11 protein-coding genes are annotated in these 19,396 nt (G+C 53.2%); 9 read left to right on the top strand and 2 right to left on the bottom strand.

What is annotated here, in order from left to right; all coding sequences use genetic code 11:
• The first annotated feature begins 35 nt into the window (after positions 1-35).
• Both RBB63_RS22555 and RBB63_RS22550 read left to right on the top strand, forming a co-directional pair.
• Complete coding sequence (locus RBB63_RS22555) at positions 36-6,002, top strand: RHS repeat-associated core domain-containing protein (protein WP_309387622.1); 5,967 nt, start codon at positions 36-38, stop codon at positions 6,000-6,002.
• A 391-nt stretch (positions 6,003-6,393) separates the two neighbouring features.
• Positions 6,394-7,212 carry a HEAT repeat domain-containing protein gene (locus RBB63_RS22550; protein WP_309387621.1) on the top strand — a complete coding sequence of 273 codons (819 nt, stop codon included), beginning with the start codon at positions 6,394-6,396 and terminating at the stop codon, positions 7,210-7,212.
• Between the two features lie 99 nt (positions 7,213-7,311).
• On the opposite strand, the gene RBB63_RS22545 is transcribed toward RBB63_RS22550, so the two are convergent.
• Positions 7,312-8,826: an endonuclease/exonuclease/phosphatase family protein gene (locus RBB63_RS22545; protein ID WP_309387620.1), complete on the bottom strand. Its 1,515-nt coding sequence runs from the start codon at positions 8,824-8,826 to the stop codon at positions 7,312-7,314.
• 102 nt (positions 8,827-8,928) lie between these two features.
• Here RBB63_RS22545 and ispH point away from each other — a divergent pair, with 102 nt between their 5' ends.
• Complete coding sequence (gene ispH, locus RBB63_RS22540) at positions 8,929-9,789, top strand: 4-hydroxy-3-methylbut-2-enyl diphosphate reductase (protein ID WP_309387619.1); 861 nt, start codon at positions 8,929-8,931, stop codon at positions 9,787-9,789.
• 786 nt (positions 9,790-10,575) lie between these two features.
• Here ispH and RBB63_RS22535 read toward each other — a convergent pair.
• Entirely contained in the window at positions 10,576-11,454 is an 879-nt protein-coding gene (locus RBB63_RS22535; protein WP_309387618.1) for a helix-turn-helix domain-containing protein, read from the bottom strand.
• A gap of 121 nt (positions 11,455-11,575) precedes the next feature.
• Between RBB63_RS22535 and RBB63_RS22530 the strand changes: the two genes are divergently transcribed.
• The 6 genes from RBB63_RS22530 (at position 11,576) to RBB63_RS22505 (ending at position 19,324) form a co-directional block, all read left to right on the top strand.
• The gene (locus RBB63_RS22530) at positions 11,576-12,418 is read left to right on the top strand and encodes a LamG-like jellyroll fold domain-containing protein (protein WP_309387617.1); all 843 of its coding nucleotides are present in this window, start codon (positions 11,576-11,578) and stop codon (positions 12,416-12,418) included.
• Positions 12,419-12,605: 187 nt separating this feature from the next.
• Positions 12,606-14,018, top strand: a complete 1,413-nt coding sequence (dnaB, locus tag RBB63_RS22525; RefSeq protein ID WP_309387616.1) for a replicative DNA helicase — start codon at positions 12,606-12,608, stop codon at positions 14,016-14,018.
• Positions 13,990-16,467 carry an outer membrane protein assembly factor BamA gene (gene bamA, locus RBB63_RS22520; RefSeq protein WP_309387614.1) on the top strand — a complete coding sequence of 826 codons (2,478 nt, stop codon included), beginning with the start codon at positions 13,990-13,992 and terminating at the stop codon, positions 16,465-16,467. The genes dnaB and bamA overlap by 29 nt, the downstream gene beginning before the upstream one ends.
• Before the next feature lie 91 nt (positions 16,468-16,558).
• A complete protein-coding gene (locus RBB63_RS22515; RefSeq protein WP_309387612.1) occupies positions 16,559-17,107 on the top strand; it encodes an OmpH/Skp family outer membrane protein in 549 nt (182 codons plus the stop codon).
• A gap of 125 nt (positions 17,108-17,232) precedes the next feature.
• Positions 17,233-18,273, top strand: coding sequence for a UDP-3-O-(3-hydroxymyristoyl)glucosamine N-acyltransferase (gene lpxD / locus RBB63_RS22510; RefSeq protein ID WP_309387611.1), 1,041 nt, complete (start codon positions 17,233-17,235; stop codon positions 18,271-18,273).
• Between the two features lie 94 nt (positions 18,274-18,367).
• Positions 18,368-19,324 (top strand): ribose-phosphate diphosphokinase, encoded by a 957-nt coding sequence (locus tag RBB63_RS22505; RefSeq protein WP_343219141.1) that lies wholly within the window; start codon positions 18,368-18,370, stop codon positions 19,322-19,324.
• The last annotated feature ends 72 nt before the right edge of the window (positions 19,325-19,396 follow it).

Raw genomic sequence — 19,396 nt, 5'->3', positions numbered from 1 at the left:
TATAGCAAACGCAAATTTAAGCTTTTCCACACAGCATGTTCTACCGAAAATTACTCATCTGCTTTTCACTCGCTGCGCTTCTCGGCCTTCCGTGCGCCGTACAAGCTCAAACGACGCCCAATAATCCGACAAACAAGCCAGTTGACAAGGATGACGACGATGGCGATTGTAAGAAGAAGGGAGCCAGTAACTCATCCTTTTCCTACTGGATCGATTTTGGCGGCATCCCCTTCGTAGAAGGGCTGCCTGAGGACGGTTTCGGTATCCGCAAAATAAAGCCAACGCCGGAAATTTATTCGCCAACGAGCTTGTATTATAACTCGCTGGCGACTCGTAAAGTGAAGCAGTCTGGCTCTTCCTGGCGAGTTTACCAACCTGACGGTGAGGTGATTTTGTTCGCTTTTAGATCAAATTCCATCGCCTCCCCATCCAGCGAGTCCGCAGAAAATCGCTTGAGACTGCAAAAGCTAGATGCCTCAATGGAGGCAACTACGGGAACACCGACCTACTTGCGTGAGTATTTCAGTGACGAGTCGACACTACTCTATGCTTTGGTTGATGATTTTGAATCCGGTGAAGAAATTTGGCGTCCCACGTTTTACACGACTGCTGCTGGTCTTGAAGTCTCCTTCACCCATACGGAATACCGCGATGGTGGGCAACCGAGTGGAGCCTTGCTGGCACGTTCTATCGTTGCGAACATTAAAGGAACTTCCGGTGCGCTCTTGCCGACTGAATCTGAGCTTGAAATCATTCTCGAAGGCGACGCCACGCTCGTCTCTGGCCTTGAGTCGATCCGCCAAGTGAAATCCCCGCATGGCCTCGCCAATGTAACCCGCAGTTTTGGTGTCGATCCCATTGATGGTCCAAATAGTGGCCAAAGCATCTCCAATACGTCTGCTGATGAAGCGACTATTGAGACAATCAGCCATGGCCTGCGCATAGGGGATGCCATCGTCATCAGTAATGCTCCAGATTCGTCCTATGAGGGATTAAAAACGGTTATCTCGGTCACCGATGCTGATAATTTCGTCGTTGGCGTAAGTGGCGCTTCTTTAGCATCTGGCGCTTGTGACTGGTATCCCATCGAGGGGTTCAGAGTTGATATCTATGCATTTGACCAGATTGGCGCACAAGATTCCGCGACCGGACTATATACCTTGTCAGGTGAGCCATATTGCTACTACCACTTCTTCAATCCCAATCCAGGTAGCGGTCTCTTCGACGAGGTGCGTGTGGTCCGCAATTGGGATGATGTTGAGCGTGTGTCCGATTTCAAATACGAGGATGGTACCGATGAGTGGGGTCTCACTCAAGGCAGTGGCTCCGCGTCATATCGAGAAGTAAAGTATGCCTTCGTGGACCCAGCTACGGACACTAAGACTTTTGTGCGCGAGCTTTGGGATTCATCGAATACGCTCGTATCCAAGCGTGAAGAGCAAAGAAAACTCTTTGAATGGGGCTATGAGACAGTTATGGAGATTCAGAATCCAGACTCGGCGGAACCGCTGATCACCACCTACAGTTACTATGACTCGAGCGGGCAGAACGGCTTTGGCAATCTACAGTCGGTGACTTATCCGAACGATTCTTGGGTCAAATACGAATACGACTCTGAAGGACGCATTTCCAAGGAAATCGAGCCTTGGAAAAATTCGTCAATAAGTGACGCTGAGTCCAGCCACCGAGTCACGCAATACAGTTATTCGCCGGAAGATCCATCGGATGTTCCAACCGCCTACGACACTCGGGCACGTAAAGTCACGGTTTCAGTGGGAACCGTCGTGATCGAGAAAACATTCTATGCTTATTACACTAACGCACAGGGAGGTTTGGTGGAAATCGAAAAGCGAGCGACGGAAAACAATGCGACATACAGCACGGCTTCAAACGAGGTGACGACTACTGAATACTACGGCAGTGGCGACGCTCCGACTCCTATTGCACTTGGTCGTCTTAAATCTGTTACGGATCCCTATGGCCGTCTCGATATTCACGATTATGCTCTGAATAGCTCAAACCTTGATGAACTATTCACCGTATCGGTTACCAAAGCCTCCACGGCATCACCCTCCGGCGTAGACGGCAAATCGACCAAGACTGAAATGATTTACGACTACCGTGGATTGGAATCATTCAATAAGCGATACGCGCTGATCAGTGGAAGTTTCCAAGAAATTGGTCGTATGCAGAATACCTATACGAACCAAAATTTGGTGGACGAAGTCCGTGAATTACTTTTGCCATCCTCTAGCTATCGCATTCTGAGCGATTATGACTGGCTAGGCGGTGAGCGGGAGTCCTATACCGATGAAGCAGGAATTGAAACAACTTACACCTATGATGATCTAGGCAGGTTAGCCACCGAGAGCAAGACGGGCGTTTCCGCTTATCAGGACTATGCTGCCCAAGGTGTGATCACGAGCGAGTACATCCGCACTTTTGGCGAAATCACTTGCGGTTGCGACGGCGAAACTATTGTGCGCATCTATCCCGGAACAGACAGCGCATCGGCGGGAGCCTTACTACTTGAATCCACGACTCGCAAAGATGCATACGGGCGCTTAAGCTTGGAAAAGGATGAGAATGGCTATGAAACTCATTACACATACGATGAGTATGATCGCATCCGCACGGTGAAGCGTCCCGATGATTCTACCGTAATCTATGAAGAGTATAAAGATGGACGCCTGAAGAGCATGACGGGCACTGGTGTGGTCGATGAATACTATGAATATAAAGTCAACTTCGACGGTTCACAAACAACGACGACTCACTACCTTTCTTCCAGTAACTCCGACCGGATGGTCGTAGAAACCTTCGATCTACTGGGTCGATTAAAGTCTCGTGAAACGAAGACCTTTGACGGTTCGGGCGCCACGACAACCAACACTTACCTGCCTGGCGGCTTACTCCAATCGATCAGCTCGCCTGCAAGCAAGCCCATCGTATACGAATACGATTCGTTGGGAATGCTCGAAGTATTTGGCATCGACTATGACTCCTCATCAGCATTGGAGGCTGCTTCAACTGAACCTATGTCGGAATCGATCACTTCGTTTGAATATCTGGCGGCTGATGGCGGCTTGGCAGCGGGTTATTGGGAAATCGTGCGCAATAAGGTTTATGATCAGGACAATAGCGCCTCATCCGTGGTTGTATCTGAACAACGCAACCGGTTGACGGGTTTGAGTGGAAATCAGGTGTCTCAGATGGTTGCGGTCGATGTATATGGCAACAAGCGAATCGCAACCGAGGAAATTGATCGCACCAATCGAGTAGTCACGTCCACTGTCGATCAGCCTGATTCGAGCATAGATGCGAAAACTATTTGGTTGAACGGTCTCAAGGTTGCGCAAAATCCATCGACAGTTGCGGCGATGACCGAGCATACCTACGATGGGCTCGGGCGCTTAACTGGCACGCACGATCCACGTCACGTCGTTTCAAGCGTTAAAAAATACTCAACCTGGGAATATTACGCCAATTCAAATCAGGTTCGCTACACTTATGATGCCGATAGTAACCGGACCGAATACACTTATTTTAGCGACAACGAAACTGGTGCGGGCATGGTAGCGACCATGGTCAATCCATTGTCACAGACGACCCGTTATGCTTATGACTTATTTGGAAACCAGACAAAGGAGTGGGGTGATGCGGCCTATCCGGCTCTTTGGGTATACAATAGCTACAATCAACTGGCGCAAATGGTGACGTTCCGCAATCATGGAACCAGCGAAATCGCTCAATGGGACTCAGCGAGTTGGCCGACCTACGATAATGGATCGGAAGTAGTGGATATTGACAGCGGCTATACCGATTCGTCACTCACGGAGTGGGTTTATCATAATGCCTCAGGCGTCCTATCCGCCAAGCGCTACTACAAGACTAGCTCCGAATTCGAAGAGACGGAATACGAATATGATGATGCCGGACGCATCACGTTACGTACGTGGAATCGTGGTCCAACTACCAGTTATGTTTACAATGCTGATACTGGTCGCCTCACGAACATCGATTATTCTGAAGCAGACACAGCCGACATTGTTCGCACCTACACCCGCGATGGACGGATCAAAACCGTGACTGATGCTGCTGGTAGCCGATCATTCGAGTATAGCGCAATGACACTGCGGCTCGACTACGAAGAAATTGTCAATTTTTACGGAGATACTGTTCGCTTGGATCGACAATACGCCAGTTCTGGGGTGGTGGGTCGAGATAGTGGATTTGATATCGTAACCGCCCCGACCGGGTCCAACCAAACCGTCTATTCCATTGCCTACGATTACGATGGCGTGGGACGCATGAGCGAAGTTACGAATGACACGGCTTCGGGCTCACCGATTGCTTTCGATTACAGCTACGTGACGAATTCAAATGGATTGGATAAGGTGGAGAGTCCTATCCATCGTGCTCAATACTCTTACGAGCCTACGCGGAATTTGCGGACGGAGGTGAATAATCATCGTATTAGCGAAGGGCCGAGCGATCCCTTATCGAAATACACTTACCGCTACGATTCGACTGGCAAACGGACGGACGTGGTGAATTCCGGGCAGGTCTTTTCCTCGCCAGCAATGAGCATCTGGGGATATGATTCCCGCTCTCAGGTGACTTCTCAAGAGCGGTATGCCGGGTCGGACCCTGATAATCCAGGAACCGCCGTTCCAGCGGAAGATTTCGATTACGGCTTTGATACAATCGGTAATCGTATTACGAGCGTCGAAGGAGGCGCTTCACGGAATTACTATGCGGACTCCGGTCAGACCGAAGCGGGAGCCAATATGCTGAATCAGTATGCCAGCGTGACGAACCCCGCTGCCACCATTAGTCACGACACCGATGGAAACATGACACAGAATGGCGACTGGTCCTACGAATGGAACGGTGAAAACCGTCTGATCGAAGCGGATAATTACGATCGAAGCTCGGACACAGACATCCCGGATGCCAATGGAGAAATTTGGGTGAGTTACGTTTACGACTACATGGGGCGTCGCATTCAGAAACAGGTGCGTGAATATAGTGGTGGTTCTCTAACTGAAACCAAGACTCGCTTCCTCTATGATGGCTGGAACATGGTTATGACCTTCGAGTGGAATTCCGGCAACGACACCTATAACCCGTATGATTCGTTCTATTGGGGACTCGATCTCTCCAATACATTGCAAGGCGCAGGCGGCGTTGGCGGTCTCTTGATGGCGAATTTGAATGGAAATGACTATTACTACACCTACGACGCAAATGGCAATGTTGGGCAATTGCTCAACACCACTGGAATGCTATCCGCCGAATATGAATATGGACCGTTTGGTGAATCGGTTAAATCAAGTGGCTCTGCTGTTGCATTCAATCCCTATAACTTTTCAACAAAGTATGCTGATACTCAAACGCAATTGCTATACTATGGATATCGTTTTTATGATATGAATATTGGAGCTTGGCTGTCTAAGGACCCGCTTGGCGAAGAAGGCGGCTGGAATTTGTACGGCTTTGTTAATAATGACCCAATTGGGAATCACGATTTCTTAGGGCTAAAGAAAAAGTGTTGTGGAGACAAAGAAATGAAAGGAAAAAGAAAGGCATGCTGCGGAAAGAAGATATATACCTCAGTAAGGAATGGTGGTAAACAATGCTGTGGGGATAAAGAGAATGGGGAAATTTATAACGCTAGATTTGGAGAATGTTGTTTTTCACCAGGGGTCGTTGGAAAGAGAAAAACCCTACATGAAGCCAGAGGTGAGACGTTGAGCGAGTGTATGAATTCACTTCAGGGCGATTTTTTTGGCAAAGCCGGGGCGGGTTTGGCCGCTGGTGCAGGAATGCATCATGCTACTAAGGATGTATATATGAATTTTGGAAATTCTGGTGGAGTGCGTAAATGGACTCAGAACGCAAGATACGGAAGAGGTGCAGCTGGCGGAGTTGCTGGACTTGCTCTGTATGAAGGGGGACTCGCGCTTATATGCTTAACTGAAACATGTGTCGTTGAATAAGATGTTAAAAAATCTTCCCAAACTGGCTTCAGTTGCAATTTCAGTATGGATGGCTTTGTTGGCAGTTTTTTCCAATGACCTTGGCTTTGTGTTGTTTATTGTATGGATTAATTCTATTTTTACTTACATGTACTGGAGAGAACGGTTTGAAAAATAGCTTTATGTAGGATATGGAGCTGGGTGCTTTAGGAGTTTTGATACAATTAGCCATTTCGACTGTTTAACAACGAAATCCTGATGCTCTCCTGTCGAAGTGTGTCATTCTAGATGTCTTGAACATACCCCAAAAAGCGCTAGCTGCCAAACCAAGGATTTCATGTGATTTGACTGTTGAAGATGCATTGAAGGCAGTTGCCTACGTTAATGTAAATCAATGCGATTTCGAGATGTAATGAACAGGTTGATATTTATATTTTTGACTATCGTTAGCAATCTAAGTGCGCAACCAGCGATTATTGAGATCATTGCAGGCAATAATACGGAGTCGACATACGAGTCTCGAATAAAGCTAGTTCCGAAACTTGAGCGTTTGTCGCTGGGGGAAAATGAGCGGATCACATTGTTGCGCTTTCTTACAAGGCATTCGGCTACTGATCGAGCTTCTGAGGGGGAGTTAGCTACATTGAAAAACGATACTGCGGATATACTATTGGACCGGTATCCGAACTGGAATGAACTCTATGAAAGTTTATTGTCTTCAATGATCGCCGAAGATCAGGGAACCATCTGGCCAAGCTACATCCTCCAAAAGCTTCCGAGGATCATTCAACAGACCAGCAGCGATGAAATCCGCGCTCAAGCCCTTAGCCTCTTGTGGGCTACAGCCGAAAACGTGGTTCATCCCGATTGTGCTACAGCCTTGATCAGTCTTTACCAACTGCACAGTAATCCCGATGTTCTTGACCGTGACCAGTTCTCCGCGCTTTTACTGCTAATTGCGGATGACAATCGAGCCGAACTCTCAGCTCGCACGACGGCTTTGGAGTATTCCGCTCGCCTCGGTGACCCGGAGGCAAAGGAACTAGCCATCCAATACCTTAAGACCTCTCAACCTGCGACTTTGAAGACAGCCGCAATCGGCGTTTTCACAATAATGGGCACTCCTTCAGACGAATCCGCCCTAATGCCATACACTCGTAGTCAAGACATCCGTGTCCGTTCCGCCGCTGTTAACGCAATCAAGACCATACGCAACCGAAATTCCGAATAGCGCCTCGCTTGGTCAGAATCGGTAGTGTTCAGTTTGTTTCGCAAAATTGCTATTCGCTATAGAGTTGCCGGGGCAGGGTATGGCTTTGGCGCTTGGGCTTTACTGTAGCCACTGCCGGGTGTGGATCACGAATTGCGGTCTTCCGTGGTATTCGCCGAGCTGGCCAATGAAGCGTATATTGCGACCGGTGCTATGCCTTTTGAGCTTTTCCCTGGTTTCGTCGTCATAGGAATACAACTCGTATTCGTTTTCGCCGACTCGCACCTTGAAGGGATCTTTACTGATGTATTCCCCGCTGACCACAAAGAGTTCGCCCATGTTGGCGGAGAGCGTGGCGGGCTCATGATTGACCAGGCCGTTGAACTCATTCACTGCGGTTATTCTGACATCGCTGTAGTCGACCATTGGCACGCTGGTTGGCGCAGACATGGTTTGACTGGATGGCGCCTGAAACAGGGGCTCTGGGTCGGTGGATAAGGTGACCGCGATGGGGAAGTGGTCGGAAAAGCCGCCACCGGTCTCGCCGACGAAATGCCAGGAAATGGGTTCGTTCCAAGGCCCGTTGGCGTTGAGGCCTGGAACCGCGATTACGCGAAATGAGTTGTCTACATAATGCACCCCGCGGCCATCGTAGAGGCCCGGCGTGATCAGGATTTCCATCAACGTGCCCCAGTAGCCGCGGTATAGCTCGCTCGCTCGCTTTTCTTCAGGCAGTTCGAACCAGAGATTGTAAAGCATGCGGTCGCCTTTACGGGTTGCGAATTCATCGCCTTGCGAACCAAGCACCTCGATGGCGTAGTCTTCCACGCCGCCCCATTCCTCTGGCTTTTCACGTGGAAAATGCTGGGGAGCGTTGTAGTAGGTGTTCAGGTCGCCTGCGATGAGGATGTCCGCCTGCGGATTTTCAATGATCAATGCTTCCACGGCGAGTCGGAGGTCCATTGCATTTACTACGCGCTTGCCCTCGGTTTTGGCGCTCGAGGCCCCGCTTTTCCAGTGATTGTTAAAAAGAATGAGTTCTTCGCCGTCGATTTCGACGCCGACTTCCTGAATCACGCGTGCGCTCGGGGTGGGGTGAGATTTCTCATACAGGATCGGAAACTTGGTGAAGATGACGTTGTTATGCGCTGGCGAATCTTCGAAAGGATCGAGCGGCTCCGGCACGGCAATGTGGTAGCCCTTTAGCCCATGATCTTCGAAATACTTTAGCGTCAGCGCGTCTACCGGCAGGCCAGCGATCGCTTCATCGAATTGCTCGGTGAGCATCAGATCGACAGTGGTGTCTTGGTATTGCTCCAGAAAAGCCGCGTAGTCTGTGACGGTGGACTCCGGCGTGCGGTCGAGTTCGAATTCCTGAAACAGGATGATTTCTGGACCTTCGCCGCGGTTGAAGTTTTCCAGCACGCGGGTAATGTTCTGAATCTTCGTCAGTGTTTTTCGTGGCGAATAGGGGTAGGGCTGGGACAAGTTGCCCGGTTGGTAGTCGCCATACTGTGCAACGCCATCCGCATCGAAGAGATTTTCGACGTTGTAGACGACGACTGTAAATTGACGTGCGGGCAGGCAAGTCAGCGTGAATAGCAGAAAAACAAACGCGTAAAGGTATCGCGACATAAGAGAGTCACTAGCTAGGTTCGTTCCGTAATTCAAGCGAGGCTGTTTTAAAATTGGGTTACGGTATTTGACCCGTGAGTTTTTTCGCGCATATTGGGGCCCGTGAATGTAATCACCGCACCGAGCGCGGGCTTCTGTTGGGGAGTCGAACGCGCAATTGACATTGCCCGAAAAAATACAGACGGCCAACGCCGCGTGTACACGGATGGTCCACTCATCCATAACCGCCAAATGATGGAACAGCTTGAGGCGGAGGGCATTCGTGAGGTCGGCGACTACCAGAGCAAGGAGCCGCTTTCGGTCAAACAAGAGGCGGGCGACGTCATGGTCGTGCGGGCGCATGGGGTGTCTCCAGAGCGCCGGGCCTACTTGAAAAATCTGGGCCTGACCTTTAAGGACGCCACTTGCCCCGATGTGGGCATTATTGCGGGCAAAGTAAAACTTCACGCGCGCAAGGGGTATCAAGTGGTCATTTTTGGCGATCCCAAGCACCCGGAAGTGATCGGTATTTTGGGCTATGCGACCAGCGGAGGGCACGTCATTAGCAATGAGGCGGACATCGAAGCGCTGCCGGAATTGGGCGACAACGTTTGCATGGTTTCGCAATCCACGATGTTTGTGGACGAATTTCAGCGTTTGGCGGCTTTGGTGCGTGAGCGGTTTCCCAAAGTGATCATTCTGGACACCATTTGCGGCGCCACCCGTGAACGACAGGCGGACATTGATGTTTTGATCGAGCAGGGCGCTAACGCAGTCGTCGTAGTCGGGGGACGTCATTCCGCAAACACGATTAAGCTCGCTACCTTGGTGGAGAAAAAGGGACTGCCCGCATTTCACGTTGAATCTCCGGAAGAGTTGGATGTCAGCAGTTTGACCCGATACGACACGGTTGGATTGACTGCGGGCGCTTCAACGCCTGCATATTTGATCGAAGCGGTTCGCGAGAAAATTGAAGCCCTATAAGGCTGTTACTTCCCAGAGGGCGCCGTAACGCTCGGTATCGCCAACTGAAACGGGCGCATTCGTGTGCGTAAGTCGTTGATTACCAGCGTGGATTATTAGTGAAAGCTACTCACTAATGAAATGCTCGTGCGTTCACTTTTTGATTGGCGCGACGCGTCTTTTGATTAGTGTGTTATTGATCACTGATTCAGGCGCCGTGCATTCGAACAACCGGAGCCCGCTTCGCCGTAGCACAGGCGTCCCGCCTGTGTTGTTTCGGTTAGATGGAGTCAGGGCACAGGCGGGACGCCTATGCTACGGCCAACGCACCTCCCCAAAACATTAACCCACCTTACTCACCCTACAAACCTTATCCACATCCCCCCCCCATTCCATGCACCACACTCCCATCAATTTCGCCTTTGCTGCATTGCGGCAAACTCTGGATCCAACGGCACGTTGGCCGAGGTATCCCAATCGACGCCATGCGGGGCCATTCGGGCCGCGTGCATTGCGTGACGGGCAAGCGGGCTTATTCGCAGGCTGACTTGGTGACAGCAACCAGCCTCGCGACGCCCAGTTTTGTCCGACCCTCTCTCTGCACGACGCCTTATGCCAGCCTGGTCAGCGCAGCGTCGACGTGTGAGCGACGGAGTTATCCGCCGCTCCGGTAGGCAGCCCCTGAGCCGCCTGCGCCCCACCTGCGCCTCGTCCCGGCGAGCGGGCGGGTAGGCCAGTGTTCTTTGATAAACAATTGCGGCGGATTTACCCCCCCCCCGGGGGGCCAGCGTTTTGCTTTTAAGATGCTTATTCAGTCACGCGCATGGCCTCGCGCCGAAACGCCTTGGGGCTCAGCTTGGTCTTGGCGCGGAACCAGTTGGTGAAATTCGCCGGATCGGAAAAGCCCAGCTCGTAGCAAATTTCCTTAATCGGGGTGGCGGAGCTCACCAGTAATTCTTTGGCGGCGTTGAATCGCCGATCATTGAAATACGCGATCGGCGTTACGCCCATGTCCTTGACAAAGATGCGATTGAGTTGCGCCACGCTGATGCCGATTCGTTTTGCCAGATCCGTTTCCCGCATCGGCGTTTCGATCGGCATCGTGTCCAGGTAGACTTTGGCTAGGCGGGCGCGCTCATCCGAAATTTTCACCCGATGCAGCTCGGCGCCAAGTTTCAGCATCGTGCTCAGGTAAACCTGTATCCAGCTCAGGAATACGCGATGAACCTTGGCGTATTGGTGAACATCGACGGGTTGAAATTTAAAGTCGTTTTTGCGCGCAGTCTGCGGTTCTCCGGCAGCGCGCATGAGCGCCTTGGCGCTTCGCTCCAATCTCGGGAAATCGCGGGCCCGACAGAGCCTGGGAATGCTCTCCTGGAACAGCTCGTTGTCTCCGCCCCAGGTGGCTTGAAAACGCAGCGAGAGGATGACGAGGTCGTCGCTGAGGGTGCGGACGTCTTGCCGAAACGGAGGGAAAATCCAGTCGCCAGCGTGCCCGGTGATGCTGACGCCGTCGCCTTCGATGCTAATCGAGCCTTGGCGGATCAGCCAAGCGCCCAAGCCAGGAAACGGATGATGCACGACGTGCGTCCGCAGCGGCGGCGAGCCTTCATAGATCCACTCCAATTCGAAATGAAGGTTGTTCCAATCGATATACCGAAGCTCATTTTGCCCTGCACGCAGCATGAGTGAATTTCACAATTATTTAAGCAATTCTGGCAAGTCTATAACTTTGTCTAAATGAATCCAGTAGCTGATTATGTTTCTCGTTAACTCCGTAACTCATCCCACTAACAACCCTTGATTCATGAGCACTCTCAATACCCTCACGGCTAACCGAATTCCCGTGCTAATGCTGGCCGCTGGCGCTCTCGCAGCGACGGCTCACGGCCAGACGTTGCTTTCTCACTACACCCTGGATGGCTCCGGCGTCGACACCGGCTCGCTCGATGTCGACGGCTCCTTAAATGGCGCCGCCAGCTATTCGACCTCAGGAACCGGCGTAGGCGTTTTTGACCAGGCGCTGTCCACTGGCCCCGGCACGAATGATTATTTCTTCGCAGAAACGGGCGGAAACTTTGGCCTCAGCGCGATCACCATTACGATGTGGGTTAACGTCGACGTTGGCGCTTCTGGCGATCGCCTCATCTCGAACATCTCCAGCGCCTCGAACGCCGGTTTTGACCTTTACCTGCAAAACTACGTCACTGGAACCGATGGCGATCCGGATTCCTTCCGTTTGGCATTTGGCGTCAACAGCACGTCGGGCGCGGTGCAGTCGATCAGCTCTAATTACGTCAGCGACAAGTGGTTGTTTCTCGCAGTGACCTATGATGCGACTTTGGGCAGCGACAATGTGCTCTTCTACAGCGGAGACGAAGCCACAAGCGTTGGTCTTAATTCAACGCTCAGCAAAACAGGCTCGATTGCAGCAAGTCCGTTAAATCTGGAAGTCGGCGGAACGCCCGTGACGCCTTCGGACCGCACGCCCACTGCGCTGTTCAACGATGTTCGGGTTTACAGCGGCATTTTGGACTCAACCGCCTTGGAAGCGGTTCGGGCATCGACGATTCCGGAGCCGTCGACCTACGCATTGATTTTTGGCGGGCTCCTGGCTTGCCTGGTCGGCCTGCAGCGTCGTCGAAAATAAGCCAGCCACAGCATCAGCTGCTTTTAAATTTTCTTTAGGGGTAGGGCAGTAGCGCGGGTGGAGGTGAGGTCTTCACACTCGGCTGCTGCCCTTTTTATTTCGGGGATTGGTTATTCACAGGCGAATGTTATTAAATTCTTAGTCCGTTTTTCTTGAAGCCGGGGTGGCCATTCTCAATGCTGATCCGATGCCCGACACCAAGCGCAAGTCGCGTTCGTTCGACAAGAAAGACAAAGCAGATTTTGACCACTATGCAGGGGACCGCGTGGTCCCGCACGACTTGCGTCTGGAGCAGGCGCTCCTGGGCTGTATTCTGCTGGAAGGCGGCGCCGACACGATGGCCCAGTGCATTCAGGAGAAGCTCCGCGCTGAGTGTTTTTACAGCCCGAAGCATCAGTTGATGTTCGAGGTGATGACCGAGCTCTACAACAACTCGACGCCGATTGACGAAGTCATTCTGCGCGATGAGCTCACCCGCACCAAGCGCTTCGAGGAAATCGGCGGCGACGCCTACCTGTTTGAAGTCACCGACCAGATCAGCACCACGGCGCATCTGCCGCACTACATCGACCGCATCAAGGAATACCACTTGCTGCGCGAGTTGATCCGCTTCTCCAACCGCACGATTGAAGGCGTTTTTGAGAGCCCGGATGATGTGACGGCCTTCATCGAAAACGTCGAGCAAAGCATCTATAAGATCAGCGAAGACCGGATTTCTGACGCCGCGCAGCCCGTCGAGAAGACCGTCGACGACGCCATGCGGATGATCTACCAAATGTATGAAAACCGCGGCGAAATCACCGGCACGACCACGGGCTTCATCGACTTGGACAAGATGACGACTGGCTGGCACCCGGCGGAAATGATCGTCGTCGCCGCTCGTCCCTCCATGGGCAAGACGTCGATTGCGCTCAACATGGTGGAGGGGGCGCTCTTCCCGCGCAATGGCGAGGCGGCTGCGACGCTGGTGTTTTCGCTGGAAATGCCCTCTGAGCAGTTGGCCGTGCGTATGCTTTGCAGCCGCGCCCGGGTAAACATGTCGAAGCTGCGTGAAGGCTTTTTGCCCAAGGAAAAACAGCAAGACCTCGTCAAAGTCGCGCAAGAGCTCAAACAGGCGCCGCTGTTCATCGACGACAGCTCCGGTCTGACGATTCTCGAAATCCGCGCCAAAGCGCGTCGTTTGTCCAACCAGCACAAGCTCGGCCTGGTGATGGTCGACTACCTGCAGCTCGTTGCGGGCGACAACAACATTCCCCGAGAGCAGCAGATTGCGGAAATTTCCCGTGGCATGAAGGGTATGGCCAAAGAGCTCGGCGTGCCCGTCATCGTGCTCGCACAGCTCAACCGCGAGAGTGAAAAAGAGAAGCGGCAGCCGCGTATGAGCGACCTGCGCGAGTCTGGATCGATCGAGCAGGACGCCGATGTTATCCTGCTAATTTCGAAGCCTCGGGAGTTCGATGAACAGGAAGACCTTGCCAGTGACGCGGTTGCGCGCGATTTAATCATTGCCAAGCAACGCAATGGCCCGGTAGGAACCGTGCCTTTAATGTTCACGAAGAACCTGACGCGCTTTGAAAACTACACGCCACAACCTGCTTGACTGGACAGTCAAGGCTTTCCTGTTGCTCACGATCGTTCTAGCGCCCCAGCTTGGCTGGGCGCAGGAAACTACAGGCCCCGCGCCGGTTGTCGAAAAAATCGATATCCAGTTCGAAGGCTTTAAAAACGTAAGTGAGCAAAATATTTACGCCCACATTCAGCAGCGCGTAGGCACGCCTTACGCGGAGACTCAGGTCGATAAATCGGTCCGTTCGCTTTACCAAAGTGGATTATTTGAGTTTATTGAAGCGCGGCGCACGACACTGCCGAGCGGCAACTTCGAGTTGATCTTTGTCGTGGTGCCAAAATACCGCGTGACCAAGGTCGAGTATGAAGGCCTCAAGGACACCGATCCGGATGATTTCGAGGATGACGTGGAAACCGCCGATGGCCTCCCGCTTGACGAGGTGCAGGTGAAGCGCGACTCCACCAAGATTTTTGATCTGCTCCAGGAAGACGGCTACACCAACGCGAAAGTCAGCTACCGCATTGATCGCAACGACAACACCGGCACCGCTACGGTCGTTTTCGTGGTCGACGAGGGTGACAAACTCGACATCGACAACATCGAGTTTGTCGGCAACGAGCACTACAGCTCGGGTGAACTGCGCGACCAGATGGAGACCGAGGAATATTTTTGGCTCTGGTCCTGGCTCATCGGCGGTGGCCGTCTGCAGGAGGAAACTTTCCAGAACGACTTGGAGACGCTGCGCGACTTTTATAAGAACGAAGGCTACCTCGACGTGGAAATCCCCGAGTCGGAGGTTGTGCTTGAATACCCGTCCGAAGGTGAGCTGGACATCGTGATTACCGTGCACGAAGGACGCCGTTATTTTGTTGGAGATATCCAGTTCGAAGGTAACAAGCTTTTCACTTCAGAACGTCTAGTCAGTATTTTGGCCACGCAGCCTGGCGATTACTTTTCGCCGAAGAAAATCGATGAAGACGTCGAGCTGCTTAAAGACTTTTACGGACAGATCGGCTACCTCGACACCTTTGTGCGCATCGAGCGCTTGCCGAATGTGGAAGAGGGCACCATCGACCTGACCTTCGTCATCACCGAAGGGGAGCAGTTTTACGTCGAAACGATCACTCTGCAGGGCAACACCAAGACCCGGAATAACGTGATCATCCGTGAATTGGCGCTCGCGCCAGGCGACGTGTTTGACCTCGTCCGCATGAAGGCCAGCCAGTCCCGTTTGGAGAACACCCGTTTCTTCGAGTCCGTCAATCTGGCCCCGGAAGCGACCAACCTGCCCAACCGCCGCAACCTGCGTGTAACGGTCAAGGAAGGCAGCACGGGTAACCTGACCTTTGGCGCCGGTTTCAGCTCGGTGGAGTCTATCGTGGCTTTCGCGGAATTGACCCAAAGCAACTTCGACATCTTCAACTACCGCTCGATGTTCCAAGGCGGCGGCCAGAAGTTCCGTCTGCGCCTGTCGATCGGTCTTGAGTCCAACGAAGTGCTCCTCTCTTTCGAAGAGCCATGGGTTTATCAACGTGAGTTGGCGGCTGGTTTCAACCTCTTCCGCACTGAGTCGGATTACTTGTCCACGAATTACAATGAACTCCGGATGGGCATCGAGGTTTACCTCCGCAAGCGCCTCTTCGAACTCGTGGAAGGCCGCTTGTCCTACACCTTTGAGTCGGTGGATATTAAGGACGTGAACCCCTTCGCTTCCCCTGTTATCCAGCAGGAAGAGGGCGTGACACTAACATCCAAGGTGGGCTTCGATCTCCTGCGTGACACACGTAATAACCTGCTCTGGACCACCAGTGGAAATCGCCTTCAGTACATTTCCGAGTTGGCTGGCACTGGCCTCGGCGGTGACACCAATTACGTCCGCCAGGAAGTCCGCGCCACGCAATACATCCCAACTTTCGAGACGTTTGACCAGACGATCCGCCTGCATGCCAGAACCGGCACCGTCATCCCGACCAAGCGTGAAACGGGCGTATTCTACAATGAGCGCTCTCGCCAACTGGAAACTTATGATGACGGGGTGCCGTTCTTCGATAAATACTTCCTGGGTGGACCTTACACGCTGCGCGGCTTCGAATACCGCGACGTTGGCCCAAAAGACCCGATTTCCGGCGAACCGCTGGGTGGCGACACCATGGCGATGGTCCAGGTGGAATACATCTTCCGCTTCATCGAGCAGCTCGGTTTCAAGATCTTTTATGATGGCGGCTACGTCAACGCCGACGCAGGCGACTGGGCTCCCAATCAGCCGATCACCAACAGCGGTCAGATTTTCATTCCGTCCAGCGGTAATCGTCCCACCACCACTGCCTCATCCGGTGGTTGGAATGACGACGTCGGCGTTGGTTTGATTATCATGCTCCTTGGCTCACCGCTTAACCTGGACCTCGCATGGCCGATCCACACCGACAAGTTCAACGATCAAACCGGTCCGGTCTTTAATTTTTCGTTCGGAACGGTTTTTTAATCCGCTTGTCAGCATTGGCTGGGCCTGATACCTCAATCGTCTCTATTTCTAACATATTGTTTAGACGCCCTAGCATATACACATCGTAATTATGAGAAAAATCCTGATCACACTCCTCGCATTTGGCGCCATGAGCGTGGCCTTTGCGCAGAACTCCCCGGTCATCCTCACGGTGAACGTCGCAAAGCTTTACGACGGCTACTGGAAGGCCAAGGAAGCCGAAGCGAAGTTCCAAAGCTCGATCGAAAACGCACAGCAGGAAATCCAGACCATGATCTCCGAAGGGATGCAAATGACTGAGTCTCTGCAGGAACTGCAGGCTGAGTCCTCCAGCCCGGCCATCTCCGATGAACGCAAGAAGGAGATCGCTGCGGAAGCTCAGGAAAAGATCAAGACGATCCAGCAGAAAGAGCGCGACGTAAACCAGTTCCGTCAAACCACGGACCGTCAGCTCCAGCAGCGTCGTCAGGCCATCACCGAGCTTCACTTGTCGGACATCCAGGCTGTCGTCACTGAGGTCGCCAAGTCCAAAGGCGCCGACCTCGTGCTGAACACTCAGGGGCTCGCCGTCGTATACTCCAGCGAAGCAATGGACATCACCGACGATGTGATGACCAAGCTCAACGCGGACAAGCCATAAGCGTTTCGCCTAGCTAAATTTCAGCCCCGGTCGATGGAAGTCGCCGGGGCTTTTTTATGCACAATCGGGCCGTCGGCGGATAAAATGTTCGCCATCCTGGGATCGGGTCTTGAATCTGGTGCGCGATGCAAATCGCTTTTTCCGTAGCGCAACTCCAGAGCTTAAGCGGGGCCGAAAACGTAGTCGGCGCCTATGACGGCGTCGTGTCCGGCATTGCGGCGCTGAAGGACGCCGCCTCGGGCGATCTCTCTTTTTTGGGCAACAAGAAATACACGCCCGAAGTTAAGGAAAGCCAGGCCAGCGTGATCCTGATATCACCGGAATACGAGGGAGAGCCAAAGGCAAACCAGTGTTTCCTGCGCGTGCAGAATCCTTCACTGGCGTTGGCGCGCATTTGCGGGGCGTTGGAGGCGCAGTTGTGGCCATGGCCCGAGCCGGGCATTCACCCAAGCGCGGTCGTCGACCCGACAGCCGAAATTAGCGAAGGCGCTCACATTGGCCCGGGCTGTGTGGTGGAGCAAGGCGCGAAAATTGGCGCGGGTTCCTGGTTGCAGGCGCAGGTTTTTGTTGGTCGCGATGTCGTTATCGGTGAGCAATGTTGGCTGCGCCCGTCTGTGGTGATTTACGCTGGTTGCGAGCTGGCGGACCGCGTGCGCATTCACGCCGGCACGGTCATCGGTTCAGACGGTTTCGGCTACGAAAGCCCAACTGGCATCCACGAAAAAGTGCCGCAAATTGGCAATGTCGTCATTGAGAATGACGTCGAAATCGGCTCCAACTCCACGATCGACCGCGCCCGCTTCAATTGCACGCGGATCGGGGAGGGGACCAAGATCGATAACCTCGTCCAGATCGGGCATAACTGCCAGATCGGCCCGCATTGTTTGATCGTGTCGCAGGCTGGCGTGTCGGGCAGCACGGTGCTGGAGCACCACGTGGTGCTGGCGGGGCAGGCGGGCATCACTGGACACCTCAAGCTGGCGGCGGGCACCATCGTCGGCGCGCAGGGGGGGATGCATTTCGACAGCGAGCCAGGCAAGTATTACCGTGGCAGTCCCGCGCTCGAGGCGTCGCTCGCCAATCGCATCCACATCCTGTCCAAACGACTGCCCGAGCTCTTCAAGCGCATCGAAAAAATCGAGGAGGCCATGGTCTCTTCGCACTAGGGAGTGTTTTTTGAGGAAAAACTCGCCAAGCGTTACCTAATCGTTGAATTTCTTCTCCGCTTTGACTGACACTCTCGATTTCGAAACCCACGGCATGAAAGAACAGGAACTAAAAGTATTTACCGGGAACGCGAATCCCAAGCTTGCAGAGGAAATCTGCCAGTACTTGGGCTGCCGTCTCGGCAAGGCGCATGTCACGACCTTCCCCGATGGGGAGTCCTTCGTGCGCATCGACGAAAATATTCGCGGACGCGATGTATTTCTCGTGCAGCCGACTTGCGGCCCGGCCAACCATCACCTGATGGAGCTCCTGATCATGATCGACGCCGCCCGTCGCGCCTCGGCCAGCCGGATCACCGCTGTGTTGCCGTTCTTCGGCTATGCGCGGCAGGACCGCAAGGATCAGCCCCGCGTGCCCATTACGGCCAAGCTCGTGGCCAATCTGATTGCCGCTGCCGGCGCCAGCCGCGTGCTCACCATGGACCTGCACGCGCAGCAAATTCAGGGTTTCTTTGACCTACCCGTCGATCATCTGTATGCGGCCCCCGTTTTCTCGCACTACCTCCAGCAACTGAAGTTGGAAAGCGACCTCGTGGTTTATTCGCCGGACGTTGGCGGTATGAAAATGGCCGCTGCTTATGCCGAGATGCTGAAGACGCCGTTGGGCTTTGTCGCCAAAAAGCGCACCAGCGCCACCGACGTGGAAGCCACCAGTCTCGTGGGCGACGTGGAAGGCAAAGATGTGCTCCTCGTCGATGACATGACTGAGACTGCGGGCACGCTCCTGGCTGCTGCGAAGCTGATTAAGGAAAGCGGCGCCAACAGCGTGCGCGCCGCCGTCAGCCACGGCGTCTTGAACGACATTGGTTACCAGCGCTTGGGCAAGCAGGCCGGTGTTTTGGATGAGCTGATCACGACGAACACCACGCCGATCGAGCCGCGTGATTTGCCGATCACGGTGCTGTCCGTTGCTGAGCTTCTTGGCAAGGCGATCATGCACATTCACAGTAACGAATCGGTCACCAGCCTCTTCGAAATCAAGGGCTTCTAGTGTGGTGTCAGCGAAGTTCGCTGCATAAATACTGAACCTTACCGAGGATCAGATCTGCGTCCGCTGTCCACT

This window comes from Cerasicoccus frondis (assembly GCA_031296915.1).
Taxonomy (GTDB): domain Bacteria; phylum Verrucomicrobiota; class Verrucomicrobiia; order Opitutales; family Cerasicoccaceae; genus Cerasicoccus; species Cerasicoccus frondis.
This window is presented reverse-complemented; position numbering and strand designations above follow the sequence as displayed.

Coding starts and splice junctions, on each gene's coding strand:
- RBB63_RS22555 (WP_309387622.1), top strand. CDS start 36: ATGTTCTACCGAAAATTACTCATCTGCTTTTCACTCGCTGCGCTTCTC.
- RBB63_RS22550 (WP_309387621.1), top strand. CDS start 6,394: ATGAACAGGTTGATATTTATATTTTTGACTATCGTTAGCAATCTAAGT.
- RBB63_RS22545 (WP_309387620.1), bottom strand. CDS start 8,826: ATGTCGCGATACCTTTACGCGTTTGTTTTTCTGCTATTCACGCTGACT.
- RBB63_RS22535 (WP_309387618.1), bottom strand. CDS start 11,454: ATGCTGCGTGCAGGGCAAAATGAGCTTCGGTATATCGATTGGAACAAC.
- RBB63_RS22530 (WP_309387617.1), top strand. CDS start 11,576: ATGAGCACTCTCAATACCCTCACGGCTAACCGAATTCCCGTGCTAATG.
- dnaB (WP_309387616.1), top strand. CDS start 12,606: ATGCCCGACACCAAGCGCAAGTCGCGTTCGTTCGACAAGAAAGACAAA.
- RBB63_RS22515 (WP_309387612.1), top strand. CDS start 16,559: ATGAGAAAAATCCTGATCACACTCCTCGCATTTGGCGCCATGAGCGTG.
- lpxD (WP_309387611.1), top strand. CDS start 17,233: ATGCAAATCGCTTTTTCCGTAGCGCAACTCCAGAGCTTAAGCGGGGCC.
- RBB63_RS22505 (WP_343219141.1), top strand. CDS start 18,368: ATGAAAGAACAGGAACTAAAAGTATTTACCGGGAACGCGAATCCCAAG.